Annotated in this window: 23 protein-coding genes; 12 read left to right on the top strand and 11 right to left on the bottom strand. The window is 72.2% G+C overall.

From position 1 onward, the window contains the following. The first annotated feature begins 28 nt into the window (after nt 1-28). The 4 genes from ND450_RS06440 to ND450_RS06425 all read left to right on the top strand — a co-directional run bounded on the left by ND450_RS06440 (nt 29) and on the right by ND450_RS06425 (nt 4141). A complete protein-coding gene (locus tag ND450_RS06440) occupies nt 29-874 on the top strand; it encodes an alpha/beta fold hydrolase (protein WP_253325237.1) in 846 nt (281 codons plus the stop codon). Then, nucleotides 871-2247, top strand: coding sequence for an MFS transporter (locus ND450_RS06435; RefSeq protein ID WP_253325236.1), 1377 nt, complete (start codon nt 871-873; stop codon nt 2245-2247). The genes ND450_RS06440 and ND450_RS06435 overlap by 4 nt, the downstream gene beginning before the upstream one ends. A 179-nt stretch (nt 2248-2426) precedes the next feature. Beyond that, complete coding sequence (locus ND450_RS06430; RefSeq protein ID WP_253325235.1) at nt 2427-2969, top strand: SRPBCC family protein; 543 nt, start codon at nt 2427-2429, stop codon at nt 2967-2969. Beyond that, complete coding sequence (locus ND450_RS06425) at nt 2966-4141, top strand: zinc-dependent alcohol dehydrogenase (protein ID WP_253325234.1); 1176 nt, start codon at nt 2966-2968, stop codon at nt 4139-4141. Before ND450_RS06430 ends, ND450_RS06425 begins: the two co-directional genes overlap by 4 nt. Nucleotides 4142-4188: 47 nt before the next feature. Here the strand turns inward: ND450_RS06425 and ND450_RS06420 are convergent, their stop codons facing one another. Then, a complete protein-coding gene (locus ND450_RS06420; RefSeq protein ID WP_253325233.1) occupies nt 4189-5229 on the bottom strand; it encodes a hypothetical protein in 1041 nt (346 codons plus the stop codon). 363 nt (nt 5230-5592) lie between these two features. On the opposite strand from ND450_RS06420, the gene ND450_RS06415 reads away from it, so the two are divergent. Continuing rightward, nucleotides 5593-6687 carry a hypothetical protein gene (locus tag ND450_RS06415; RefSeq protein WP_253325232.1) on the top strand — a complete coding sequence of 365 codons (1095 nt, stop codon included), beginning with the start codon at nt 5593-5595 and terminating at the stop codon, nt 6685-6687. A gap of 133 nt (nt 6688-6820) precedes the next feature. On the opposite strand, the gene ND450_RS06410 is transcribed toward ND450_RS06415, so the two are convergent. After that, on the bottom strand, nt 6821-7504 hold the full coding sequence (locus ND450_RS06410; protein ID WP_253325231.1) for a TetR/AcrR family transcriptional regulator: 684 nt from the start codon (nt 7502-7504) through the stop codon (nt 6821-6823). A gap of 92 nt (nt 7505-7596) precedes the next feature. Here ND450_RS06410 and ND450_RS06405 point away from each other — a divergent pair, with 92 nt between their 5' ends. Together ND450_RS06405 and ND450_RS06400 are read left to right on the top strand one after the other, a co-directional pair. Further along, on the top strand, nt 7597-9006 hold the full coding sequence (locus tag ND450_RS06405) for an MFS transporter (protein ID WP_253325230.1): 1410 nt from the start codon (nt 7597-7599) through the stop codon (nt 9004-9006). A gap of 17 nt (nt 9007-9023) precedes the next feature. Then, nucleotides 9024-9662, top strand: a complete 639-nt coding sequence (locus ND450_RS06400; RefSeq protein WP_253325229.1) for an NAD(P)-dependent oxidoreductase — start codon at nt 9024-9026, stop codon at nt 9660-9662. Nucleotides 9663-9681: 19 nt separating this feature from the next. On the opposite strand, the gene ND450_RS06395 is transcribed toward ND450_RS06400, so the two are convergent. Next, nucleotides 9682-9822, bottom strand: a complete 141-nt coding sequence (locus tag ND450_RS06395; RefSeq protein ID WP_253325228.1) for a hypothetical protein — start codon at nt 9820-9822, stop codon at nt 9682-9684. Between the two features lie 338 nt (nt 9823-10160). Between ND450_RS06395 and ND450_RS06390 the strand changes: the two genes are divergently transcribed. Next, on the top strand, nt 10161-11624 hold the full coding sequence (locus ND450_RS06390; protein ID WP_253325227.1) for a serine/threonine-protein kinase: 1464 nt from the start codon (nt 10161-10163) through the stop codon (nt 11622-11624). Nucleotides 11625-11630: 6 nt separating this feature from the next. On the opposite strand, the gene ND450_RS06385 is transcribed toward ND450_RS06390, so the two are convergent. Further along, the gene (locus tag ND450_RS06385) at nt 11631-14774 is read right to left on the bottom strand and encodes a GH92 family glycosyl hydrolase (RefSeq protein WP_253325226.1); all 3144 of its coding nucleotides are present in this window, start codon (nt 14772-14774) and stop codon (nt 11631-11633) included. A 388-nt stretch (nt 14775-15162) separates the two neighbouring features. Between ND450_RS06385 and ND450_RS06380 the strand changes: the two genes are divergently transcribed. The 4 genes from ND450_RS06380 (at nt 15163) to ND450_RS06365 (ending at nt 17992) form a co-directional block, all read left to right on the top strand. Then, nucleotides 15163-15825, top strand: coding sequence for a hypothetical protein (locus ND450_RS06380; RefSeq protein WP_253325225.1), 663 nt, complete (start codon nt 15163-15165; stop codon nt 15823-15825). Then, nucleotides 15812-16228: a phage holin family protein gene (locus tag ND450_RS06375; RefSeq protein WP_253325224.1), complete on the top strand. Its 417-nt coding sequence runs from the start codon at nt 15812-15814 to the stop codon at nt 16226-16228. Before ND450_RS06380 ends, ND450_RS06375 begins: the two co-directional genes overlap by 14 nt. Beyond that, entirely contained in the window at nt 16204-16821 is a 618-nt protein-coding gene (locus ND450_RS06370) for a DUF3618 domain-containing protein (RefSeq protein ID WP_253325223.1), read from the top strand. Before ND450_RS06375 ends, ND450_RS06370 begins: the two co-directional genes overlap by 25 nt. Before the next feature lie 196 nt (nt 16822-17017). Then, a complete protein-coding gene (locus tag ND450_RS06365) occupies nt 17018-17992 on the top strand; it encodes a DMT family transporter (RefSeq protein WP_253325222.1) in 975 nt (324 codons plus the stop codon). 61 nt (nt 17993-18053) lie between these two features. On the opposite strand, the gene ND450_RS06360 is transcribed toward ND450_RS06365, so the two are convergent. From ND450_RS06360 to ND450_RS06330, 7 genes are read right to left on the bottom strand one after another with little or no spacing between them, the layout of a single operon-like run. Next, nucleotides 18054-19313 (bottom strand): aspartate aminotransferase family protein, encoded by a 1260-nt coding sequence (locus ND450_RS06360; protein WP_253325221.1) that lies wholly within the window; start codon nt 19311-19313, stop codon nt 18054-18056. A 13-nt stretch (nt 19314-19326) separates the two neighbouring features. After that, nucleotides 19327-20121, bottom strand: coding sequence for an enoyl-CoA hydratase-related protein (locus tag ND450_RS06355; protein WP_253325220.1), 795 nt, complete (start codon nt 20119-20121; stop codon nt 19327-19329). Nucleotides 20122-20129: 8 nt separating this feature from the next. Beyond that, nucleotides 20130-20618 carry a flavin reductase family protein gene (locus tag ND450_RS06350; protein ID WP_253325219.1) on the bottom strand — a complete coding sequence of 163 codons (489 nt, stop codon included), beginning with the start codon at nt 20616-20618 and terminating at the stop codon, nt 20130-20132. A 21-nt stretch (nt 20619-20639) separates the two neighbouring features. Continuing rightward, nucleotides 20640-21968, bottom strand: coding sequence for a TrpB-like pyridoxal phosphate-dependent enzyme (locus tag ND450_RS06345; protein WP_253325218.1), 1329 nt, complete (start codon nt 21966-21968; stop codon nt 20640-20642). Beyond that, on the bottom strand, nt 21965-22615 hold the full coding sequence (locus tag ND450_RS06340; protein WP_253325217.1) for a 4'-phosphopantetheinyl transferase superfamily protein: 651 nt from the start codon (nt 22613-22615) through the stop codon (nt 21965-21967). Before ND450_RS06340 ends, ND450_RS06345 begins: the two co-directional genes overlap by 4 nt. Then, nucleotides 22612-23802 carry an acyl-CoA dehydrogenase family protein gene (locus ND450_RS06335; RefSeq protein ID WP_253325216.1) on the bottom strand — a complete coding sequence of 397 codons (1191 nt, stop codon included), beginning with the start codon at nt 23800-23802 and terminating at the stop codon, nt 22612-22614. The genes ND450_RS06340 and ND450_RS06335 overlap by 4 nt, the downstream gene beginning before the upstream one ends. Further along, complete coding sequence (locus ND450_RS06330) at nt 23799-24059, bottom strand: phosphopantetheine-binding protein (RefSeq protein ID WP_089922597.1); 261 nt, start codon at nt 24057-24059, stop codon at nt 23799-23801. The genes ND450_RS06335 and ND450_RS06330 overlap by 4 nt, the downstream gene beginning before the upstream one ends. Nucleotides 24060-24068: the final 9 nt, after the last annotated feature.

Genomic DNA, 24068 nt, shown 5'->3' with positions numbered 1-24068 from the left:
TGTCCCGCAGTCGTTCCGGAAGGCAGTCATGAACGAGACCACCGTCATCGTGTTCGTGCACGGCGCTTGGCATTCGTCCCTCCACTGGGCCGCGACCCTGCGCGCGCTCGCGGCGCGAGGACTGCCCGGCGTCGCCCTCGACCTCCCCGGCCACGGCGCGACGGCACCGCTGCCCTCCGGCTACCTGGAACCCGGGCAACCCGGTCTGGCCACCGAACGGTCCGCGCTCGCCGGGCTCACCGCCGACGCGCTCGTCGGCGCCCTACTCGCCGACCTCGCCGAGATCCGCCGCCAGTGCGGCCGCGTGGTGCTCGTGGCGCACAGCGCGGGCGGTGGCCCCGCCTCGGCCGCGGTGGAACAGCGTCCGGACCTGGTCGACCACCTCGTCTACCTGTCGGCCTTCGTGCCCGCCGGACGGCCCCGCTTCGGGGACTACGTCACCGATCCGCGCAACGCCGGCGCCGTGCAGGTGCCCCGGGCAGGCGACCCCGAGGCGATCGGCGCGTTCCGGATCAACCCGCTCTCCCCCGACCCCGCCGAGATCGAGCTGATCCGGCGGGCCTTCCTCGGCGACTGGCCCGCCGACCGCCAGGGCTGGCGGCTCACCCTCCACCCCGACGAGCCGCTGGCGTCGCTTACCTGCGAGTTCGTGGTCACCCCAGGCCGGTGGGGACGGGTCGCACGCAGCTACGTCCGGCTGACCGACGACCTCGCGCTGCCCCCGGTCACCCAGGACCTGATGATCGAGGAGGCCGACCGCACGACCCCGGACAACCCGTTCGCGGTGCACTCCCTGCCCGGCGGGCACTCGCCGTTCCTGACCCGGCCCGACGAGCTCGCCGAACTGCTCGCCCGGATCGCGAAGCAGAGGTGAGGCCCGCCGCACTCGCCGTGCTGCTCTCGGGGACGTTCGTCCAGCTGATGAGCGTCACCGTCATGCAGCTGGCGGTCCCCCGCATCCGTGCCGACCTCGCCGCCGGGGCGGGCGCGGGTCAGCTCGCGCTCGCCGGGTACACCCTCACCTACGCCTGCGCGCTGATCACCGCCGCCCGGCTCGGCGACCGGTACGGCCACCGGCGGCTGTTCGTCCTCGGCACCGGCGTGTTCACCCTCGCCTCGCTGGCCGCGGCCCTCGCCCCCGGAGCGGACGCGCTCGTGCTGGCGCGGCTGGTGCAGGGCGCCGGCAGCGGGCTGGTGGCACCGCAGATCCTGTCGCTGATCCAGATCGCGGTGCCCGCGGGCCACCGGGCGCGGGTGCTCGGCCGGTACGGCGCCACGATGGCCATCGCCTCGCTCGCCGGACCGTTGTGCTGCGGCGTCCTGCTGCACTTCGACCCGTTCGGGGCCGGTTGGCGCGTGGCGCTGGCCCTGCCGGTGCCGGTCGGGATCGCCGCGCTGGCGCTGTTCCGGATCCTGCCGGACGGGCGTGGAGCAGGTGCGGCGCGCCGGGTGGACGCGGTCGGGTCCGCGTTGTCGCTGGCCGGGCTCGCCTTGCTGGTGCTGCCGCTGACCCTCGGTCAGGACGCGGGCTGGCCGGCCTGGACGTGGTGCGGCCTGGTGGTGTCGTCCGTGTTGCTCGCCGCCTTCGCCTTTTCGCAGAAACGCGTGCGGCACCCGCTGGTGCATCCGGAAGCGCTGTCCGCGGCCACGACGCGGTGGGGGATCGGAGCGGTGCTGCTGTTCAACGCCGGGATCCCGTCGTTGAGCCTCCTGCTGTCGCTGCACCTGCAAGGCGCGTTGCACCGCGACCCGCTCGCCACCGCGCTGACCGTCGCGCCGTACGCGGTCGGTGGACTGCTGGGCAGCGGGATCGCCGAAGCCGCGGCACGCCGGTTCGGCGTGGTGGCCCTGTCCGCCGCGTCCGGGAGCCTCGCCGTGATCTCGCTGCTGGTCGTTCCCGCGCTCGCGGCCCCGGCGCCCGTGCTGTGGGCGGTGCTCGCCGCGGGTGGCCTCGCCTTCGGTCTGTTCACCGCGTCCGCGTTCGCCTTGGTCCTGCGCGAGGTGCCACCGCACGCGGCGAGCTCGGTGTCGGGCCTGCTGCCGACGGCGCAACAGCTGGGCGGCACGTTCGGCGTGGCGCTGGCCGGGATGGTCTACACCGCGGGCGCGATGGGTGCGGCGATGGTCTACGAGGCCGTCGTGTTCCTGCTCGCGGCCGCCGCCACGGCGCGTCTGGTGTCCGCACGGGAACGCCGCGCCCGACCGCCGGCGAGCACTTTCCCGTTCCGCGTCGATCAACGGGGTTAGGCGGAATTCCGAGGGGTAGTTCCGATCGGGTAGGACACATCCCGGGCTCGAGCGGCGCGGTGGACCCGGCCGTGCCGGGACGTCGTCCACGAGCGTGCCGAGCCCCCAGCGGACCTGCGATGTCATCGGCGCCGTCCTTCGGAATCGCCGGTGGCAGGCGGGCACGCGGAGGAGGATCCATGGAATTGACTGCTACGACCACAGTGCGCAAACCCGTGACGGAGGTGTTCGCGTTCTGGCGCGACCTCCAGAACCTCCCGACGTTCATGGGACATCTGGAGGAGATCCGCACCACCGGTGACCGGACGAGCCACTGGGTCGCCGACGCCCCGTTCGGGCAGAACGTCGAGTGGGACGCGGAGATCGTCGAGGAGGTGCAGGCCGAGAGGATCGCCTGGCGGTCCACCGGCGACGCCGACGTGCCCAACGCGGGCGTCGTCCGCTTCGTGCCCGCCCCGGACGGGGAGAGCACCGAGGTCCACGTCGGACTGGTGTACGAGATCCCGGGCGGCGCGATCGGCAAGGCCGTCGCGCGGTACTTCGGCGAGGAACCGCACCAGCAGCTCGACGACGACCTGCGCAGGTTCAAGCAGGTGCTGGAGACCGGCGAGGTCGTCCGGTCCGACGGGGCCCCGTGGGGCAAGCGGGCGCGCAGGGAGTTCCCGCAGCGCCCGGCACAACCGCTGTCGGACGCCGAGCTGGAGAAGGGACCGGACGCATGAGGGCGAACACCTGGGCGGGCCGCAACGAGGTCGAGGTCCGCGACGTGCCGGATCCCAAGATCCTCAACAGTCGCGACGCGATCGTCCGGATCACCTCCACCGCGATCTGCGGCTCGGACCTGCACCTGGTCGACGGCTACGTGCCGACCATGCAGGACGGCGACGTCCTGGGCCACGAGTTCATGGGCGAGGTCGTCGAGGTCGGCTCCGGAGTCAGCGCGGACCGGCTGCGCGTCGGGGACCGGGTCGTCGTGCCGTTCCCGATCGCCTGCGGCGCGTGCGCCGCCTGTGCCGCCGGGCTGTACTCGTGCTGCGAGAACACCAACCCCAACGCCGGGATCTCGGAGAAGATGTTCGGCCACCCCACCGCGGGGATCTTCGGCTACTCGCACCTGACCGGCGGTTTCGCGGGCGGGCAGGCGCAGTACGCGCGCGTGCCGTTCGCCGACGTCGGGCCGTTGAAGATCGAGTCGGACCTGACCGACGAGCAGGTGCTGTTCCTCTCCGACATCCTGCCCACCGGGTACATGGGTGCCGACATGTGCGACATCCGGCCCACCGACGTCGTGGCGGTGTGGGGTGCCGGCCCGGTCGGCCAGTTCGCCATGGACAGCGCCAGGGTCCTCGGCGCCGCGAAGGTCATCGCCATCGACAAGGAGCCCTACCGGCTGCGGATGGCCGAGCAGGCGGGCCACACGCCGGTGAACTTCGAGGAGGTCGACGTGCGGTCCCGGCTGCTGGAGCTGACCGGCGGACGCGGACCGGACAAGTGCATCGACGCCGTGGGCCTGGAGGCCACGCACGGCAGCGCGGACATCTCCGCCTTCGACCGGGTGAAGCAGGCCGTGCGGTCCGAGACGGACCGCCCGCACGCGCTGCGCCAGGCCATCATGTCGTGCCGCAGCGGCGGCGTCGTCTCGGTGATCGGCGTCTACGGCGGACTGATCGACAAGTTCCCGGCCGGCGCGTGGATGAACCGCTCGCTGACCCTGCGCACCGGGCAGTGCCACGTCCACCGCTACATGAAGCCGCTGCTGGACCGCATCGAACGCGGGGAGCTCGATCCGACCCGGATCATCACGCACACCCTGCCGCTCGACGAGGCGGAGCGCGGCTTCGAGCTGTTCAAGAACAAGGAGGACAACTGCGAGAAGGTCGTCCTCAAGCCCTGACCGAACGCCGACTAGGAAGTCCACAGTGGACTTCCTGGTCGGCGGGGTCAGCTCCGGAGCTTCTCGCGGCGCGCCTGCTGGCGGTGACCGTAGGCGGCGTTGCGCACCGCTTCGTCACTCTCCAGGCGCGCACCGAGTGCACCGGCCACGGTCGCGACCGAGGCCGCCAGCCACGCCAGCCCCAGGTAATCGCCCACGGCCGGAGGGTGGCCGAGCTCCTGTTGCAGCACGGACGGTTCGAGCACCAGCACCGCCGATGCGAGCACCACCAGGAACAACGCCACGTACAACGTGGAGATCCCCAGCACCAGCGTGACCACCGTCGTGAGGTTGTACAGCCGCGCCCGCTCCTTCCCGAGCGCGTCGGACGGGCGCTCCCACAGGTCGTGGGTCACGACCAGCCACGTCACCATCGCCGCGATCGACAGCACCATCGCGGCCAGCAGCCTCACCACGCTCGACTGCGAGCCGAGCATCCACATGGTCGGGCTGATCAACGTGTACGCGCCCGTGCCGAACGCGGCGACCAGCACGCTGGACAGCCCCATCGCGAGCCGCCACGGCCGGTTCGCCCGGACCATGCCCGCGAACATCCGCAGCCGCCCGCGCACACCCGGCGCCACGAACCGCACACCGATGTCGTCGGTCGGCGAGTCCACCCGCCGGGCCAACCGGTGCATCGGGACCTCCCGGTCCCTGAGTTCGGCGACGACGGCGCTGACCACGTCACCGGTCTTGCGGCGCAGACCCCAACCGCCGAGCGCCGGAAGTGACGCCACGGCGAGCCCGTCGTCGGCGCTGGCATCGGCCACCACCGGGTCGGTGCCCGCTCTGCGCGGCAGGTCGGTCAGGCACACCCAGAGGTCACACCGCTCCTCCACGACCTGATCGCGCACCGCGTCCACCACGTGGCGCACGGAGCCGTGCTCGTCGGCGGCGAACTGGTCGCACACCGGCACCACCCGCCACTCGACGTCCCCGTCCACGTCACGGCTCAGGCGCCTCGGCAGATCTTCGGCCAAGTCCTCCACGATGTCGGTCGCCAGCCCGGGATCGGCGAGCAGACCCAGCACGACGGTTTTCTGCATGCGCGGTCGAGTACCCCGCGAAAACCCGGATACTCGACGGGATTCCAAGGCGGTTCGCGGATTCCAGCCTGCCGGGTGCGACAGCGGCGACGAGCACCGATGTCACCCGAAACCCTCGAGACGTGGGAGAGTTGAGGTCCACGTCGTCCTGGCTTCACGCCGGAAGGCTTCTCTTCATCTCCGAGCGCGTCCCACCGCTCGCGGAAGGTCCGCCCCACCCCGCGCCCTCCACCGGGCACCCCCACCAGGGAGACCTCCATCACCGCTCCGGCACTCACCCCCGCCACGGCCGCTCCCCGCACGCTCACCGACATCTACGGCCCCGACGTCGCCGTCTGCGCCCGTCCCGCCCAGGAGCCGGCAGTGCCGTCGGCCAGGCACCGCAACACCCGCGACGTCCTGTCCGCCCGTCCCCTCGCCGTCGCCGCCGGCACTCCCGTCATCAGCAGCGCGGGCGGGACCGAGCCCAACCTGATCGCCACCCTTCGCGACAGCGGTCTGCCCGTCGGGACCGACGCGCGGGAGTTCCGCACCGAGGCCGAGTTCGCGATCCGCGTGAGCGAAGCCCTGAGCGACGGCCTGCGCCTGTCGATGGAATACCCGCAGCCCACCGGCTTGAGCCCCGACGAACGTTCGGTGAAGAGCGCCGAACTCGTCGGCTACCTCAACAACAAGGCCAGCATCAGCACCTTCGTGGACCCGCGGTTCCAGGCACGGCGCCAGATCGTCACCACCGGCGAACTCGCCCACGCCGCCCCCGCCGAGAAGTCCTGGGTCCTCAAAGCCGCCACCAACGCCGCCCACGGCGCCAGTCTCGACGTCTACCTGCACCGCGCAGGAGACCGCGTGACGCTGCCCGCGTTCACCGACCTGCTCACCGAGGTCGTCGTCGAGGAGTACCTGGACCTCCACCGCAACTGGGGCGTCCAGCTCTACGTCGCCGCCGACGGGAAGGCCCGCCTGCTCGCCGTCACCGACCAGCGCGTCGACGCCCTCGGCGTGTACGCCGGCGGCCGCTTCGGGCTCGTCGTCCCCCTCCCCGCCGACCTGCTCACCGAGTGCCTCGCGATCGCCCAGCGCGCCGCCGACGTCGGCTACCGCGGCATGTGCAGCCTCGACTGCGCGCAGACGCACGACGGCAGACTGGTCATGCTCGACCTCAACTTCCGCATCACCAGCGGCTCCATCCCCCTGCTGGCACTGCACACCGTCCGCCCCGACGCCCTCGACCGCCCGTCGGAGTCCACGAAACTCACCACTACAGCGCCGATCGCCGCACTGCTGGCCGCGCTGCGTCCCGCCCTGCAACGGGGAGGGCTGCTCGTCACCGGCGGCCACGACACCCGCCGCACCGACCACCCGGTCAGGCTGACCACGCTGCACCTGGTCGTCTTCGGAGACGACCCCGGCGACGTCACCACCCGCCGCTCCGCGCTCGAAGCCATGTACAACCACTGAGGCGTCGCCGGCTCCGGGTTCTGCGGCGAGGAGATCGCGGAGCCGCAACGCGTTCCCGGCGAGGGACCGGCGTTCGGATCGGCACCGGGCCGGCGGCGGCTCGCCAGTGTCCCGAGTGGACACGAGCGACCCTTCACCCCGCCCGGACGCTCCCCCGCGCCAGAACCCCGTCCAGCATCACGTCGATGATCCACGCGCTTCGCTCCTCGTGGGTGCCGCGCACGAACACGGCCGACCCGAGCGCCTTCAACGTCGGGTGCCGTTCGGCATCGGCCGAGTCGAGCGTCTGCACGAGGTCGTCGAGGTCCTGCTCACCGCGTTCGCGGCGGCCGTCCCACTCCGCCACGGCCGCGGTGGCGTGCTGCAGCAGCAGGTCCGTCGCGCGTGCCGCCGCCTCCGGCTCCACGCCCGCCGCCGTCAGCAGCCGCAGGAGCAACTCGAGCAGGTCGAGGTAGTGCGGCCCGTCCGGCCACACGAACAGCGCCGACCGCGCGATGCCCGAATGCTCCGCCAGGACCGCCGAGTAGTCGGCGAGCAGGCGGTGCAGCCGGTCGCGCCACGGCTCCGACCCGTCCCAGGACAGGTCCAGTGCCGCGATCAGCCGGTCGATCAGCAGCGCGCCGAGCTCGGTGGCGTTGCGGACGTACACGTACAGCGACGCCGGCCCGGTGTCCAGCTCCCCCGCGACCCTGCGCATCGTCAACGCCTGCGCGCCTTCGGCCACGAGGATCGCCATCGCGGCGTCCACGATGCCGTCACGGGTCAGGGCGGGTTTCGCCGGCCGCTCACGGCGGCTGACCGGCGTCTGTCGTGCCATGTGATCAGCATATCAGCGCCCGAACGCGATCGCGACGAACATGTTCGTTACGATCGCGTTCGTCAGATCACCTGCCACCGGAGGACACGCTCATGACGACCCTCTCCCCCACCAGAACGTCGACGCGAACGATGGTGATGACGCTCGTCGTCGTCCTGCTCGCGGACGCCATGGACCTGATCGACGCGACCATCGCCAACGTCGCGGCGCCGTCCCTGACCGCGGACCTCGGTGCCGGGTCCGGCCTGATCACCTGGCTGGGCGCGTCCTACGCGCTCGCCCTGGGGTCGCTGCTCGTGCTCGGCGGACGGATCGGTGACCGCTTCGGCCAGCGCCGCACCTTCCTGACCGGTCTCGCCGGGTTCGTCCTCGCCTCCGCCGCGGCAGGTCTCGCGCTCGGGCCGGAGATGCTCCTCGGCGCGCGGGTCGCCCAGGGCGCGTTCGGCGCGCTGCTCATCCCGCAGGGCATGGCGATCATCACCTCGACGTTCCCGAAGGACGCGCTGCGCAAGGCGTTCGGGCTCTTCGGCCCGATGCTGGGGATCTTCGCGGTCGCGGGCCCGCTGCTCGGTGGCGTCCTGATCGACGCCGACCTGTTCGGCCTGCGGTGGCGGCCGATCTTCCTCATCAACATCGTCGTCGGAGGTGTCGCGCTGGCGCTGGCCTTCCGGTTCCTGCCCTCCGTCGAGGCCGATCGCAGGACGCGCATCGACCTGGTCGCGAGCGGACTGCTCGCCGTCTCGCTCTTCAGCTTCCTCTTCGGACTGATCACCGGCTCCGAACACGGCTGGGGAGCGCTCGCGATCAGCGCCACCGCGGCGGGCGCCGTGCTCTTCGGCGTCTTCTGCCGCCGTCAGGCGCGCAGCGACCAGCCGCTGCTGGCCCGCTCGCTGCTGAGCAACCGCGGCTTCACCTCGGGACTGGTCATGGGCCTGCTCGTGTTCGCGGTGTTCAGCGGACTGATGTACGTGATCTCGCTGTTCTTCCAGCTCGGCCTCGGCCACTCGCCGACCGAGACGTCGCTCAGCCTGATCCCGCTCACCGCGGGCATCATGGGCGGTTCCGGGATCAGCACCGCCCTGGTTCCCCGGCTGGGGCGCAAACTCGTCCTCGGCGGACTGCTCACCACCTTGGCCGGAACCGGGTTTCTCCTGTTCGTGGTGAACGCCGTCGGCCCGCAGGCGACGTGGTGGCACAACGCCATCGCGACGGTGGTCATCGGCCTCGGCGCCGGCATCTGCTTCAGCACGATCTTCACCTTCGCGCTCGGCGACGTGGAGCCGCACCAGGCCGGCGCCGCCAGCGGTTCGCTCAGCGCCGTCCAGCAGGTCGCCAACGGAATCGGCTCCGCGACGGTCACCAGCGTCTTCCTGGCGATGAACGCCAACGGCGGCACCACCGGCGCCATGACCACCACGCTCCTGGTCGTCGGCGGCGTCCTGCTCGCCTGCCTCGCGGCCGTGCCGCTCCTGCCCCGCACCGCCGCCGCCCTCGACCACTGACCGACTCGGAGAACGCCATGAGCAAGCTCGTCGTCTTCGGTGCCAACGGCGCCACCGGCCACGCCGTCGTCGTCCAAGCGCTTTGCGCCGGTCACCGCGTCCGCGCCGCCGTCCGCACCCCGGCCACGTTCCGCCCGGTACCGCCCGAGCTCTCCCCCGACCTGGAGGTCGTCGCGTGCGACGTGCTCGACCGCGACCAGGTGCGCGCCGCGACAAGTGGCCAGGACGCCGTCATCTCCGCGATCGGGCCGTCCGGGGCCCGGTCCGGCGGCCTGTATTCCGGCAGCGCACAGAACTTCGTGACCGCGATGGCCGAGGAGGACGTCGACCGGATCGTCGTGCTGTCCTCCAGCGGGGTGCGGCACGACGACCCCCACCACCCCCTGTGGTACCGCGCCGTCGCGCGAACCCTGATGCGCGAGCTCTACGGCGACATGCGGGCGATGGAGCACGTCCTCGAGGCCAGCGGGCTGAACTGGACCGCCGTCCGCCCCTCCCGGATCGTCGACGCACCCGCGACGGGGAACTACCGGATCGGTGACGGCGAGAACCCCGCGGGCGGCACGGCCATCCACCGCGACGACCTCGCCCGGTTCGTGGTGGAGGCGGCCACCGGGGACAGGTGGTCACGGTGCCGTCCGACCTTGGCGCACTGAGCCGCGGCGCCCCTGAAGATCACGTCGTCGCGCGTTCACCGACGGCGAAGGCGTCGTAGTCGTAGAGCCGGCCGAGCTCGGGCGGGCCGCCGAACGGTGGTTGCGCGCTCGTCATCCCGCCCGAGAACAACACGTCGTCGTGCCGGGCCTGGAGCCGCACCCCTGCTGGTGCGCTCCCGGCGGTTCGCCGCGTAGGCCGTCAGGGCGGCTTCGACCTCGCCCAGGTCGTTCGACGGGCACGTGGATCGGGGGAACGCTTCCACGCGAAGCCGGTTGAGCCCTGAGAGCAGTCCGTCGCATCAGGAGTCTCACCAGGACGCAGGTCCGGCGGCGGACCATCGCGGAGACCTTTGCCCTGTCGCACACGGGTTGTCACGCTTCGGGCGGGAGCCGTTCACCCGACTGGTACCGTGTGGCCGGATCCGCTCGCCTGGACGGCGACTCCCCCGGAGGGTCTGCACAGTGATCGATCCCGGCAGTTCCGCTCCGGCAACGGGAATGTTCGGTCCCTATCGACTGGAGTCGTTGCTGGGCCGCGGTGGCATGGGCGAGGTCTACCGCGCCTACGACACCGTCAAGGAGCGCACCGTCGCGGTGAAACTCCTGCCGGTCGGTCTGGCCTCCGACACGGGATACCAGGCCCGGTTCCGGCGTGAATCCCAGGTGGCGGCCCGGTTGCGTGAGCCGCACATCATCCCGATCCACGACTTCGGCGAGATCAACGGCCACCTGTTCATCGACATGCGCCTGGTCGACGGCCTCGACCTGGGCTCGCTCCTGCGCCGGGAAGGCCCGCTGGACCCGGCCCGCGCGGTGCACGTCGTCGGGCAGATCGGCGCGGCGCTCGACGCCGCGCACGCCGAGAACCTGATCCACCGCGACGTCAAGCCCTCCAACGTGATCGTCGCCGGAACCGGCGCGGACGAGTTCGCCTACCTCATCGACTTCGGCATCGTCCACAACTCGCTCGACACCACCGCCACGAGCGACACCGCGCTCGGCAGCCCCGCCTACACGGCGCCCGAGCGGCTGCAACCGGTTCTGGCCGCGGACGCCTTCCAGAAGGCCGTCGACATCTACGCCCTGGGCTGCGTCCTCCACGAGCTCCTCACCGGGCAACTGCCGTTCCCGTGCGAGAACAACCTGGCGATGATGTTCGCCCACCTCAACACCGCACCGCCACGGCCCAGCGCCGTCCGCCCCGGTCTCCCACCCGGACTCGACGACGTCGTCACCCGCGCCCTGGCCAAGGATCCCCGGCACCGCCACCCCACCGCCGGCGCACTGGCCGCGGCGGCACGTGCGGCGCTGGCTCCCCCGCGTCAGGCCGTCCCGGCACCGGCCGTGAACACGGGGGCGTGGAGACCTGACGGCCGGGCGGTGGAACCGCAGCACACCCGGTTGCTGCCGGACCACACCCCTCGCCCGGCGGCCCGGCGTCGTGCGCTCGGCTGGGGCATCGCCGCGTTCGTCCTGCTCGCCGTGATCGCGTCGATCGTCGTCCTGTACCCGCACCTGCGGTCCGGAACGTCGTCGGCGTCGTCCACGTCGTCCACCTCCACCACGCCCGTCGCCACGCCGTCCTCCGGGCCACCGTCCTCCGCCGTCCAGACCACGACGCGCCTGCTGACCATTCCCGCCGGCGGCCCGTTGTTCGGCAACGACGAGGCGCAGGCGAAGGGGCCTGCCATCTGCGAGCAGGTGGGCGGCAAGTTCAACGTCGCGTGGTTCACCCCGGGCCAGACCGTCGGCGAGTACAGCATGGTCACCTGCTCGTTCGTGTTCGAGCCGACCACGAGGCGCGTCCTGGACATCGACGCCGGCGGTCTGATCGCCGACGAGGACGACGCACGGGACAAGGCCCCGCAGATCTGCGCCAAGGCGGGCGGCACGTGGAACGAGCGGTGGCACGACGTGGTCTCGGGCAAGTACAGCGTGGTCAACTGCACCATCGCGTTCTGAGTCGTCTTAGGACAGACCGATCGCGAACAAATGCATGTTCGCGTTGGACGGCAACGTGACCGAGGCGATCCGCTTCCCCGCCGGTGCGTCGAACGGCGCGGTCGCGAAGACCAGCGCGCCGGGCTCGGGACCGTCCGGCCGGTTGCGGTACCCGGCACGGGCGACGAGCGTGTTGCCGAACACCGGGTCCTGCCCGCCACCGGGCAGCACCCAGTCACCGAATGACAGGTCGGCCTGGCCCGTGCCGCCGTCGGTGAAGGTCACCGTCGCGGTGGCGCGGTGGTTGCCGTTCGTGGCCGCGCCGATGAACGACAGGCGGGTCGCCGACGTGCCCAGGGTGATCGTCTGCCCGGCGGGGACGACGTTGTCCGGACGGCCCGCGGGCGCCGCGGGCCAGGTGAACGACGTGCCGGCGGCCTGGTGCTCACCGCCGCCGACGAGCCCCGCGGCCGCCAGCGACTCCCGGGAGAAGCTGTTCCCGGCGCCGTCGACGTCCGCCGATCCGGTGTCGCCGTCGTCGGAGATGCCGACGTTCGCGTAGGAGGCGGCGAACCCGTTCTTCGCCGCGACCAGCACGATCACCGAGCCGGGCGACGACGTTCCGCCGCCTCGCACGGTCACCGGTACCTCGTGGTACCCCTCCGGCACGTCCGGGGCGACGGCGACGGTCAGCGTGGTGGTTCCGCTGCCGGTCCGGTCGTCGAGACCGAGCGTCCGCGGGCCGGTGACGGTGAGGCCGGCCGGTGCGCCGGTCGTCACCTCGAGCGACCGGTCGCGGCCGCCGAGGCGTTGGGCGCTCACCTCGAACCGGCCCGTGGCACCGGGTTCGACGGTGATCTGGCTGGTCGTCGCCGCCAGGAACGGCTTCTCACCGTCGCGATAGGACGGTGGGGTGGTGCCGGCGGCCCAGGCCGGGTCCGGGGTCGTGGCGAGCTCGAAGTCCAGCCTGCCGCCGTCCCGGAAGGCGTTCCGCGGCAGGGAGGTGCGGTTCCAGCTGCGGCCGTCGAGCTGGAGCCCGTGCACGTACGGTGCGGTCGTGGAGGCCTTGGGCGCCCGGACGTCGATCTCCCGCCCGGTCGGCAGCGAGATCACCGCGCGTTCGAACAACGGGCTGTGCACGACCAGGTCCGGCGTACCGGGGGTGGCGGGGTAGACACCGAGCGCGGCCCAGACGTACCAGGACGACATCGCGCCCAGGTCGTCGTTGCCGGGTGCGCCGTCGGGCGTCGCGCTGAACGTCGTCGTGGCGATCCGGCGGACGACCTCCTGCGTCTTCCACGGCTGCCCGACGTGGTTGTACAGCCACGGAACCCCGAAGTTCGGCTCGTTGCCGATCCACATGTACGGCTCGTTCGCCCCGATGTTGAGCTTCTGGAAGAACACGTCGAGCCGCTGCGAGACCGCCTCCGGACCACCCATCGCCGTCACGAGTCCCGCCGGGTTCTGCGGCACCATCCACGAGTACTGGGCGGCGTTGCCCTCGTCGAAGCCGTTCTGGCCGAACCTGCCGGGCTTCGGCGGCACGTAACCGGGGCCGTCCGGGAACCGGCCGTCCCGGTCCCGCGGCGCGATGTGGTCGGTGATCGGGTTGAAGACGTTCTGCCAGTGCTGGCCACGGCGCGAGAACTCGCGGGCGGTGGCGTGCTCGCCGATCGCCTGCGCGAACCGGGCGATGGCGAAGTCGTCGACCGCCCACTCCAGCGTGATCGACGCGCCGACGCGGGCGTGGTCGCCGCGCGCGGAGTCGTCGTTCGGCAGGTAGCCGCGCTCGACGTACTGCTCGATCCCGGGCCGCTCCTGGTACGCGCCCGGCGTGTGGTCCACCGAGGTGGCACCTTTGACGAGGTACTCGAGCGCTGTCTTCACGTCGAAGTCCCGCGCGCCGAAGGCGTGCAGCGTGGAGACCAGCGCCACCGAGCTGTCGCCGGTCATCTGGCCGGTGTAGTCGTTCGCGATCGGCCAGCGCGGCCACCAGCCGCCCTGCACGGCGTCGTTGGTGAGCGACTGCGCCATGTCACTGGCTTCCTTCGGGAAGAGCATGGCCTGCAACGGCGCCAGTGAGCGGTAGGTGTCCCAGTCGGAGAAGTTCGCGTACTGGTGGCGGCCCTTCGGCAACGTCCTGATCCGGTCGTCGAACCCGATGTAGCGCCCGTCCACGTCGTCGAAGGTGTTGGGGTGCATCAACGAGTGGTACAGCGCGGTGTAGAACGACTTGAGCTGTGCGGTGTCCCGGCCGGCGACCCGGATCTTGCCGAGCGCGCGTGCCCACGAGTCCCTGGTGGACTTCCGGACGGCCGCGAAGTCCCAGCCGGGCACCTCTTCCGCCATGTTGGCCTCGGCGCCGTCGACGCTCACGTAGGACATGGACACCTTCGCCCGCACCACGGTGCTGGAGCCGAAGCTCAGGTAGGCGCCCGCTCGGGGCGCGTCCGCGCTGTCCGCGCCAGGAGAAACCGTGCGGCCGTCCCAAGTGCCGTGTGCGGTGAACGGCTGGTCGAAGGTGATCTGGTAGTAGAGCGTGTATTCGTTGCCCTTGCCGCAGAAGTCGCCGGTGGTGGCCGAGCCGCTCAGCCGGCGGTCACCGGTGATCCGCACGTCCGCGCGGGAGTTCCCGGCGAGACTGCCGCCCGCCTTCACGAGCACCTGCGACGCCGACCCTGCCGGGTAGGTGAAGGTGGCGAGGCCGGTGCGGGTGCTCGCGGTCAGCTCCGCGCGGACGTCCCCCAGCGTCACCGCGTAGTAGCCGGGCTCGGCCTGCTCGCCGTCGTGGGTGAACTTCTCGGTGCGGTCCCAGGGCGAGGCACCGATGTCACCGGCCACGGGCAGCACCGGCACGTCACCGAAGGCCGTGCACCCGACCGACGCGTGCGTGAGGCTGAAGCCCCTGATGCGATCGGAGTGGTACTGATAGCCGGCGTACGAGCCCTGGGTGTCCGGCGAGAACTGCATCATGCCGAACGGCGTCGAGGGGCCCGGGAAGTTGTTGATCTCCCCCACCGTGGCGCCGCCGCGGCCCGTGCCGATCATCGGGTCGACGTACGCGGTCGGATCGGCCACCAGCGGAGACATCGTTGTCGGAGCCGCCGCCGCGGAGCCCGGTGCGCCCAGCACCGCCGCCACGACCACAGCCACCGCGAGCCTGAACCGCATCGGGCCTCCTTGCCGTTGACGCTGTCCCCTCCGAACCTTCCGGTCGACGCGGGCGGCGTCAACGTTTTGACAAGGACTTGGCTCGTCCAGGTGGCCGGCGGGATGACAACCATGTCAGCGATGCGCGGTCCGACGCCTCCCGAGCCGCCCGGCGCGCCGAACGGGTGAGTGGGGCGGCGACGAGGCCAGAGTAGTCCACAGTAGACAGTCACGGAGCGATCCGCCACCTCGTCCCTCCACGGCACCGGTCCCCACACCCGCGCGTACCCGCATTGGTTCTGCTCAATCCCTGTCTCGCAACAACTTTCCGTCGACCCGTCCCGGTTTGCCCCGGCTTGCGAGGGGTAGCTGGCACTGCGAACACACGTCGACATGTGAGGAGCCAGTCGTGACCGAGAACCAGACGGGCGGTGTTCGTGACACCGCCGAGCAGGAAGGCGCCGCGGTGGTGGACCACGCCAAGGACGCCGCCGGGGAGGTGCGGGCGACCGCCCAGGACCAGTTCGGCCAGGTGGCGCAGGAGGCCAAGGCGCAGGCGAACCACGTGCTGCACGACGCGCGGAGCAGGATCGCCGAGGAGGCCGAGCAGCAGGCCAGGAAGGCGTCCGGCCAGCTGGGGCGGATCGCCGACGAACTGAGCTCCATGGCCGACGCCACGCCGCAGGACTCGCTGTCGGCGAGTGCCGTGCGGCAGATCGCCGACTCCAGCAGGCAGGCCGCGCGGTACCTGGACGAGCGCGGAGCCCGGGGGCTGCTCGACTCCGCGCAGGACTTCGCCCGGCGGCGGCCCGGTGCGTTCCTGCTGGGTGCGGCGGTGGCGGGGTTCCTCGTCGGCCGCGTCGCGAAGAGCGCGACCGGTCAGCAGCCCGCCGCCGCGCCCCGGCCGGCGCCGGACACCGGGTTCTCGGCGACGCACGTTCACCAGGAGGGCACGTTGAACGACGCGCTGCCGTTCGAGGAACGGGGCGCGCTCGGCACCGAACCCGCAGCGCGCGACCCGTACTCGCCGGATCCCGTCGTTTCCGGAGGTGCGCGGTATGTCCAGCCCTGACACCGGTCTGCCGCCCGCTCCCGCCGAACGCGAGTCGCTCGGCGAGCTCGTCGGGGACCTGGCGCAGGACCTCTCCCAGTTGATGCGCCAAGAGCTCGAACTGGCCAAGGCGGAGATCCGTGAAGAAGCGAAGAAGGCGGGCAAGGCCACCGGCATGCTCGCGGGCGCGGGTTTCGCCGGGTACATGACCGCGGTGCTGCTCAGCCTCGCCCTGGTCTTCGCGCTCGGCGCCGTTCTGCCGCTCGGCTGGGCGGCCCTGATCGTCGCCGCGCTGTGGGGCATCGCCGGTTTCGCCTTGTACAGCACCGGACGCACCAAGCTCCGTCAGGTGGCGCCCAAACCCGAACGCACCGTCGAATCCCTCAAGGAGGACGCCGAATGGGCCCGACACCCGACCAAATAAGGCGCGAGATCGACCACACCAGGGCCGATCTGGTCGACGACGCCAACCGCCTCGTCGACCGCACCAGCCCCAAGCGCATCGCGCAGCGCCGCACGCAGCGGATCCGCAACGGGCTCTCGTCGTTGAGGGACAACATCATGGGCACCACCACCAACGCCACCTCGTCCGTGCAGGACGGTGCGCACCACGCGAAGGAAACCGTCGCCGACAACGCCGGTCGCGCCGTCGAAGCGGTGCAGGAGGCTCCACGTCAGGCGATCCGCCAGACGCAGGGCAACCCGATCGCGGCGGGCATCATCGCGTTCGGCGGCGGCCTGCTGGTCGCTTCACTCCTCCCCCGGTCGCAGGCGGAGCAACAGCTCGTCACCGAGGTGGGCGACCGGGCGAGCGACGCGATCGAGCCCGTCAAGCAGGCGCTGACGGAGTCCGCCGAACACCTTAAGGAGGACGTCGGGTCGGAGGTCCGCGATGCCGCGGACGAGGTGAAGCAGACCGCCACGGACGCGGCCAGGACCACGGCCGGGCAGGGCAAAGCCGCCGCGCAGGACGTGGCGCAGCACGGTCGCGACGCCGCACGCGAAGTCCGGTCCTGACACGGCCGTGACCGTGGGCCTCGAACTCCGCGGAGTTCGAGGCCCACGTCGGTTCGCGGCGACCACAGCGTCTTTTCCCCCGAAGCTTTCGACCAGCAGGTGGAATTGATCTCTCCCCGAAAGGACGTACGGCCCGTCGTTTACCGCCCTGCCGATTCGTGCAACCTCCTTGAGCAGGACTCAGGGGAGGAGTCGCATGTCCTTCGGCCGTGGTTCAGGTGCGATCGCGCTCGGGGCCGGTGTCAGCGCGGGCCTCGTCTGGGGGCTCGCGTTCGTGCTGCCGGACCTGTTGACCGGGTGGTCGGCGGTGGCCGTGACGGCGGGCCGCTACCTCGCCTACGGGGTGCTGTCGCTGGGCCTGTTCGTCCTCGGCGGCGCGGGGGTCCGGCGGATCGCCCGGCGGCACTGGGCACCGGCTCTCGGGTTCGGCATCGCCGGCAACGCGGGGTACTACCTGTTGCTGGTCATCGGCATCCAGACCGTGGGCGCGCCGGTCACGAACATGGTGATCGGCTGCATCCCGGTGGTGATGGCGCTGGTGGGCAACCGGGTGTCGAGGCTGTGCTCCTGGCGCAGCCTCGCGCTGCCGGTCACGCTGGTGGCGGTGGGCCTGGTGGTCGTGAACGGGCTCGAGATCTCCGGTGCGCAGGCCACCGAGCCGACGTCGGTGGCGACGAAGGTGTTCGGCCTGCTCGCGTGTGCCGGGGCGGTGGCGATGTGGACCTGGTACGGGATCGCGAACGCCAGGTTCATGGCGGAGAACCCCGACGTGCCGGCCGGCCAGTGGGCCACGGTCGTCGGCGTCGCGACCGGCGCCGTCACCGTCGTGGCCCTGCCGCTGGCCGCGGTGACCGGGCAGTTGAGCGTCGCGCCGGGAGGAACCGGAGTCGCGGGGTTCGTGGTCGTGGCGATCGTGCTGGGCGTTCTGGTGTCGTGGGTGGCGACGTGGCTGTGGAACGCCGCCTCGGCGAAGCTCTCCCCCACGGTCGCCGGGATGCTGGTGAACGTGGAGACGTTGTCGGGCTACACCTACGTCTACGCGGCCCGGCAGGAGTGGCCGCCGCTGGGGCAGGTGCTGGGGTTCGCGCTCATCATGGTCGGGGTGGTGCTGGTCATCCGCGTGCAGCAGCAGGCGGCGGCCGCGGAGCCCGTGCCGGTGGGCCAGAGCTGACCCCGCGAACGACGAGTGGGGGCGTGCGTCCGAGCACGCCCCCACTGCCGTGACGTTCGGGTCAGCCCGCGAAGGACGCGACCTTGGCGGGCAACGTCGCCCGCATCGACCGGTCGAGCCTGGTCACCAGCTCCTCGCAGTCCGCGGCGGTGATCACCAGCGGGGGTGTGAGGACGACCGTGCTGCGCGCCGTGGACAGCAGCAGCCCCTCCTCCCGGCAACGCAGGCGCAGCTCGGCCACGGTGCCGGCGTCCGCGTCGAGGTCGACGCCGATCATCAGGCCCAGGGCGCGCACCCCGAGCACGCCGTCCAGCTCCGACAGCGCCCGCTCCAGCTGAGCGCCCCGCTCCCGGACGTTGGCCAGCACGCGGCCGTCCGCCAGTTCGTCGAGGACGGCCAGGCCCGCGGCGGCGGCCACCGGGTTGCCGTCGCCGGTCGACCCGTGCGGCAGCACGACGCCGGGGCGCGCGGTGGCCGCGGCCAGCACCTCGCCGGTGGTGGCGATCGCGGCCAGCGGGACGTAACCGGAGCTGATCCCCTTGCTCAGCAACAGCATGTCCGGCCGCAGCCCGAGCTCACCGGTGACGGTGAGGGCACCGGTGCGGCCGAACCCCGTGGACACCTCGTCGACGACGAAGTGGATGCCGTGCTCCTGGCACAGGCGCTGCACCTCGGCCAGGTGACCGGGAGGTGCCGCCACCACACCGGTGCCGAGGACCGGTTCGAGCACGATCGCGGTGATCCGGTGCGGCCCGATCCGCTCGACCTCGGCGCGCAGGTGGTCGAGGTCCCACGGGCGCACGTGGTGCACGCCCGGCGTGAGCGGTCCGTGCAACGCGTGCACGGGCGGCTCCCCGGTGATCGCCGTGGCGAGGCCGCCGATGCCGTGGTAGCCGTCGAGCTGGGCGATCACGTGCGTGCGGTCCGGGTCGCCGCCGACGATGCGGGTGAACCGCGACAGGAACACCGCGCCCTCCACCGCCTGGGCGCCGGTGGTGCACAACCGGACGTGCCGCAGGTGCTCGGGCAGCACGGCGACCAGGCGCTCGGCGTAGCGCAGCGTGGTCTCCGCGGGCTGGTCGTGCCGGATCGACTGGGCCACGGGCAGCGTCGCGAGCTGGCGCGCCACGGCTTCGGCGACGGCCCGGTTGCCGTACCCGAGGCTCGCGTTCCACAGGGCCGACCTCGCGTCGAGGTACTCCCGGCCGCTCGCGTCGGTGACGTGGCAGCCCCGGCCGGACACCAGCGCCCGGCCGCGCACCTCCTCGGCCGAGGTGTCCCGGGTCAGTGCGCTGAACCACAGCGCGGTGGTCTCGCTCATCGTTCCTCCTGGGTCAACGTGACGACTTGAGTGCCGCGGCGAGCAGGTCGGGCAGCTCCGGGGACGGCAGGAACGCGGCGTTCCACAGCGCGACGTGGCGCAGCCCGTCGGCGACGGGCAGGTCCCTGGTGCGGTCGAGCACGGCCTTGACGCCCGCGACGGCGGCGGGCGGGTTCCCGGCGATCTGCCGGGCGGTGGCGAAGGCGTTCTCCCACAACGCGTCGGCGTCGGGCGCGACCCTGGTCACCAGCCGCAGCGCCAGGGCCTCGTCCGCTCCGGCGTCCCGGCCGGTGAGGGCGAGCTCCCTGGTGGCGGCCGTGCCGATGACGTGCGGAAGTCGTTGCAGCGCACCGAGATCGGCCACGATGCCCAGACGCACCTCACGCAGTGAGAAGGACGCCGAGGCCGAGGCGAGCCGGATGTCGCACGCCGAGGCGAGGTCGAGTCCCGCGCCGACGCACGGGCCGTGCACGGCGGCGATCCACGCGAGCCTGCTGCGGTTGACCGCGCCGAGCGCGTCCTGCATCGCCGTCGCCTCGGCGAGCAACCGCGCGGGCAGGTCGTCGCGGCGGGCGAGCCTGCGGTAGTGCGGGAGGTACCACCGCAGGTCGAGCCCGCCGCTGAAGCACTCCCCCGCTCCCCGCAGGACGACCGCCCGCACGTCCGCGTCGGCGTCGAGCGCGGCCACCACCGCGGGCAGCTCCGTCCACACCAGACCACCCATGACGTTGCCGTCACCGGTGCCGTCGAGCACGACCTCGGCCACCCCGGCGTCGAGGCGTCGCACCGAGAACGTCCGGAAGTCCACGGGAACCCCTACCCGAGCGCCCGGAACGCCCGCTGGTGCAGCACCAGCGGGGCGCTGGCGGCGTCGACCTCGTGCCACAGCGGCACTCCGACCAGCAGCGCGTGATCGCCGTAGACGAGCTCGTCGCGCAGGTCGCACACCATCGCGGCGGCGGCGTCGGCCAGCAGTGGCACACCGCGCACGACGCGGGTGGGCACGTCCCGGAAGCGGTCGGTCTGGGCCCCGGTGGCGAAGCGGCCGCACAGATCTCCCTGGCGCGAGCACAGCACGCTGACGCCGAACAGCCGCGATCTGCGGATCGCGCCCAGGGTGCCGCTGCCGGTGGCCAGGGACACCAGCAGCGTCGGTGGGCGGACCGACAGCGACATCATCGCGTTGACGGTGCACCCGGCGGGCGCGGAGCCGTCGTCGGTCGTGATGACCGTGACGCCGGTGGGCCACTGGGTCATGAAGTCGCGGAACTCGGTGCCGGCGGTGAGCCGGTCCTGGGTGCGCATGGCGTCCTCCTCCAGCGGCCGTCAGACGCCGGCCGGTTGGTGTTGCGGTTGCGGCGGCAGGTGTTCCAGCGACCGCTCGATGTCCTCGTCGGTGACCACGACCTCCTCGTCGACCTGGCCGTCCAGATAGGACCGGTAGGACGCCATGTCGAACAGGCCGTGCCCGCTGAGCGAGAACAGGATCACCGGTGAGGTGCCGTCCCGGTCGGCCTTGGCGGCTTCGACGACAGCGCCGTGCACGGCGTGGGCGCTCTCGGGAGCCGGCACGACGCCCTCGCTGCGGGCGAACAGCACGGCGGACTCGAACACGTCGCGCTGCTGGTAGGCGGTCGCCTCGACCAGGCCGCGGTCGTACAGGGCGCTGACCACCTTGGCCGTGGCGTGGTAGCGCAGACCGCCCGCGTGCATCCGGGGTGGCGCGAACCGCGACCCCAGCGTGTACATCTTCTGCAACGGGTTCTGCTCGGAGCTGTCGGTGAAGTCGTAGGCGTAGCGGCCCCTGGTGAGCTTCGGGCACGCGGCGGGCTCCACCGACACGCACCGGACGCGGCCCTGACCAGGACGCAGGAACGGGAAGGCGAGCCCGCCGAAGTTGCTGCCCGCGCCGAGCCCCGCGACCACGACGTCGGCCCGTTCGCCGAACTCGGTCAGCTGGTCCATCGCCTCCAGGCCCATGACCGTGTTGTGCAGCAACGAGTACGTCTCGCCGCTGCCAGCGCAGAACCGGGTGCCGGGCTGCCGGGTGGCCTCCATGGCCTCGGCCAGCGCGATGGACAGCGTGCCCGCCTGCTCGTGGGCGAACCGCCGGCCCGCGGTGGTCCCGTCGCTGGGGCTCGCGATCACCTCCGCGCCGAGCATCTCCATGATGGTGCGGCGGTGCGGCTTGTTCTCGAGGCTGGTGCGGACCATGTAGACCACGCACTCCAGGCCGAACATGTGGCACGCCGTGGCGACCGCCGTGCCCCACTGGCCCGCGCCGGTGGCGACGGCGAGCCGCTTCGCACCGGCCGCCTTGTAGTAGTGGGCCTGGGCGATGGCGGTGTTGAGCTTGTGGCTGCCGGACGGGTTGCCGCCCTCGTACTTGTAGTAGACGCGGGCTCGCGTGCCGAGTGCCCTTTCGAACTCCCTGGCGCGGCGCAACGGCGTGACGCGCCACTGGGCGTAGCGCCGGGCGACCTCCTCGGGGATCGGCACCCAGCGCTCGCGCGTGACCTCCTGGCGGATCAGGCTGAGCGGCACCTGCGGGTCGAGCCGGGCGTCGGCGGGCCGTGCGGGCGGCGGGAGGTCCGGCGGCAGCTCGAAGTCGAGGTCCGCCAGGACGTTGTACCAGGCAGTGGGCGGTGTGGTCACCGGATCTCCTCGTGGTGGGACGGCCGGACGGCCAGGGCGAGGGTGCAGGGCGGTGGGACGTCCACCAGGCGCCAGTGGACGCGGCGCCAGCGGCCCGCGCGCGCGTCGGGGTGGACCGGGATGCGCCACGGCAGGTCGGCGAGCCCCATGCCGGTGACCTTCACGCACGCCTCCTGGACGGCCCAGACGCGGCTGAACGCGTGCGCCGCGTCGGGCCGGGCGAGCACGTCGGCCGCGTGCGGGCCGCAGCAGCGCCGGACCAGTCCGCGGTGCGGCCGCTCGGGCGGTTCGGCGACGTCGACCCCGACCTCGCCGCCGGTCCACACGGCCGCGGCGGTGTGGTGGTCGGTGTGCGAGATGGACACGCCGACACCGGGCAGCAGCAACGGCTTCCCCCTGTCGGTGGTCCGCAACGGCCGGGCCGCCGCGCCGGGACCGAGCACCCGTGCGACGAGCTGCCGCAGCAGTGATCGTCCGCGCAGGAACTCGTTGGCGCGCAACGGCCCCATGCCTTCAGCCGCGGCGTGCTCGGTGGCGTCGGCGAAGCGGGTGTCGGTGGCGTGCGCCGGGAGGACGGCGACGTGGGCGGGGTGCAGCCGCGGGCCGACGGGCACCGCCAGCACGGGTGGGGTGAGCGACGTGGTCACAGCGCCAGCCCCACCCCGCGGTCGACCAGCACCAACGCGCCGTTGGCGCCGAGCAGCCGGTCGTTCGCGTAGTTCAGCGAGGCCGATCGCAGGTCGCGGAACATCCGCTCCAGCGGCAGCGGCGCGTCGCGCAGGTAGCCGTGCCGCAGGCCGACGACCTCGACCAGCGCGTCCACGACGGCGAACGAGCGTTCGGCGGCGTGCACCTTGAGGCCGTTGAGACGCAGCTGCACGTCCGGTGCCTCCGGGTCGGGCGCGAGGCCGGTGTCCCGCACGACCTGCGCGATCAGCGCGGCCGTGGTGTCGAGGTCGAGCCGCACCCTGGCGAGCCGGGCGCGCAGCAGGTCCGAGTCGAGGTCGAACTGCTTGCGGCCGGCGGGGCTGCGCACCAGTTCGAGCACGGCCCGCAACGCCCCGCGCGCGGCGCCGAGCCAGCACGACGCCCACGCGATGTGGCCGACCGGGACGAACGTGCGCAGCGCCACCTCGCGGAACCCTCCCGCGCCGCCGACGATCGCGCTCTCGGAGACCACACCGGAGAGCTGCAGCGGGCCGCTGTGCGTCCCGCGCATGCCCATGGGGTCCCAGGAGAAGCCTTCGGCGTGCCGCACGGTCAGCTGCGCGCGGTCGGCGTAGACCAGCGACACGTCGGCCGGCTGCGCGGTGTCGGAGTCCTTCATGGTGATCAGGAAGCCGTCGGCGTCCGAGCCCCCGCTAACGATCGGCGCGTCGCGCTCCAGGTGCACCCGGTCGCCTTCGCGGCGCAGCGGCGCGTGGGCGCTGAGGAGGTGGCCGCCCTTGACCTTCTCGCTCGTGACCGAGGCGACGTACACCTGTCCCGCGGCCAGCCGGGGCAGCAGGTCCGCCCGCAGCTCCGGGCTCGCGTGCACCGCCAGCGCCGCGACCTGCTGGCAGTGCATCGCCCAGATCATGCCCGTCGACAGGCATTCGCCGGACAGCTCGGCGGCGACGCGCACGAGGTCGTCCAGGCCCCCGCCGAGGCCGCCGTGCGCCGCCGGCACGAGCAGGCCCATCAACCCGCTGTGCCGCAACGCGTCCAGCGGCGCGGTGGGGAAGACGGCGTCGGCGTCCACCTCCCGGGCGTGCTCGCGCAGCACCGGCAGCACCGCCGCGACCCGGTCGCCGATCCCCTGCCGCGCGACCGGCGGGGCCTGTGTGGCGGTCACGACATCTCCGCGGCGGGCTCGTCCACGGCCGTTCCCACGGCCCGGCGCAGGCTTTCCGCGGTCGCGAAGGTGTCGCCGGTCATCATCTCGTCCGGCAGCACGACCCCCAGTTCGTCCTCCAGGTCGAACAGCAGCTCCACGGCCTGCATCGAGTCCAGGCCGTACTTCTTGAGCGGCGCGTCCCCCGGCAGTTCCGCGTCCTCCGGCAGGTTCTTCAGGTGCCGGCGCAGCACCGAGTCGAACTCGTTGTCTTCCATGACGGATCG

It is taken from the genome of Lentzea sp. HUAS12 (assembly GCF_024125735.1).
Classification (GTDB): Bacteria; Actinomycetota; Actinomycetes; order Mycobacteriales; family Pseudonocardiaceae; genus Lentzea; species Lentzea albida.
Note: the sequence above shows the minus strand (reverse complement) of the source record. Positions and strands in the feature narration are given on the sequence as shown.

Bases quoted from the DNA above. Each gene is read 5' to 3' on its own strand.
- ND450_RS06440 (WP_253325237.1), top strand. From the start codon at position 29: ATGAACGAGACCACCGTCATCGTGTTCGTGCACGGCGCTTGGCATTCG.
- ND450_RS06430 (WP_253325235.1), top strand. From the start codon at position 2,427: ATGGAATTGACTGCTACGACCACAGTGCGCAAACCCGTGACGGAGGTG.
- ND450_RS06425 (WP_253325234.1), top strand. From the start codon at position 2,966: ATGAGGGCGAACACCTGGGCGGGCCGCAACGAGGTCGAGGTCCGCGAC.
- ND450_RS06420 (WP_253325233.1), bottom strand. From the start codon at position 5,229: ATGCAGAAAACCGTCGTGCTGGGTCTGCTCGCCGATCCCGGGCTGGCG.
- ND450_RS06410 (WP_253325231.1), bottom strand. From the start codon at position 7,504: ATGGCACGACAGACGCCGGTCAGCCGCCGTGAGCGGCCGGCGAAACCC.
- ND450_RS06405 (WP_253325230.1), top strand. From the start codon at position 7,597: ATGACGACCCTCTCCCCCACCAGAACGTCGACGCGAACGATGGTGATG.
- ND450_RS06400 (WP_253325229.1), top strand. From the start codon at position 9,024: ATGAGCAAGCTCGTCGTCTTCGGTGCCAACGGCGCCACCGGCCACGCC.
- ND450_RS06390 (WP_253325227.1), top strand. From the start codon at position 10,161: ATGTTCGGTCCCTATCGACTGGAGTCGTTGCTGGGCCGCGGTGGCATG.
- ND450_RS06385 (WP_253325226.1), bottom strand. From the start codon at position 14,774: ATGCGGTTCAGGCTCGCGGTGGCTGTGGTCGTGGCGGCGGTGCTGGGC.
- ND450_RS06375 (WP_253325224.1), top strand. From the start codon at position 15,812: ATGTCCAGCCCTGACACCGGTCTGCCGCCCGCTCCCGCCGAACGCGAG.
- ND450_RS06370 (WP_253325223.1), top strand. From the start codon at position 16,204: ATGGGCCCGACACCCGACCAAATAAGGCGCGAGATCGACCACACCAGG.
- ND450_RS06365 (WP_253325222.1), top strand. From the start codon at position 17,018: ATGTCCTTCGGCCGTGGTTCAGGTGCGATCGCGCTCGGGGCCGGTGTC.
- ND450_RS06360 (WP_253325221.1), bottom strand. From the start codon at position 19,313: ATGAGCGAGACCACCGCGCTGTGGTTCAGCGCACTGACCCGGGACACC.
- ND450_RS06350 (WP_253325219.1), bottom strand. From the start codon at position 20,618: ATGCGCACCCAGGACCGGCTCACCGCCGGCACCGAGTTCCGCGACTTC.
- ND450_RS06330 (WP_089922597.1), bottom strand. From the start codon at position 24,059: ATGGAAGACAACGAGTTCGACTCGGTGCTGCGCCGGCACCTGAAGAAC.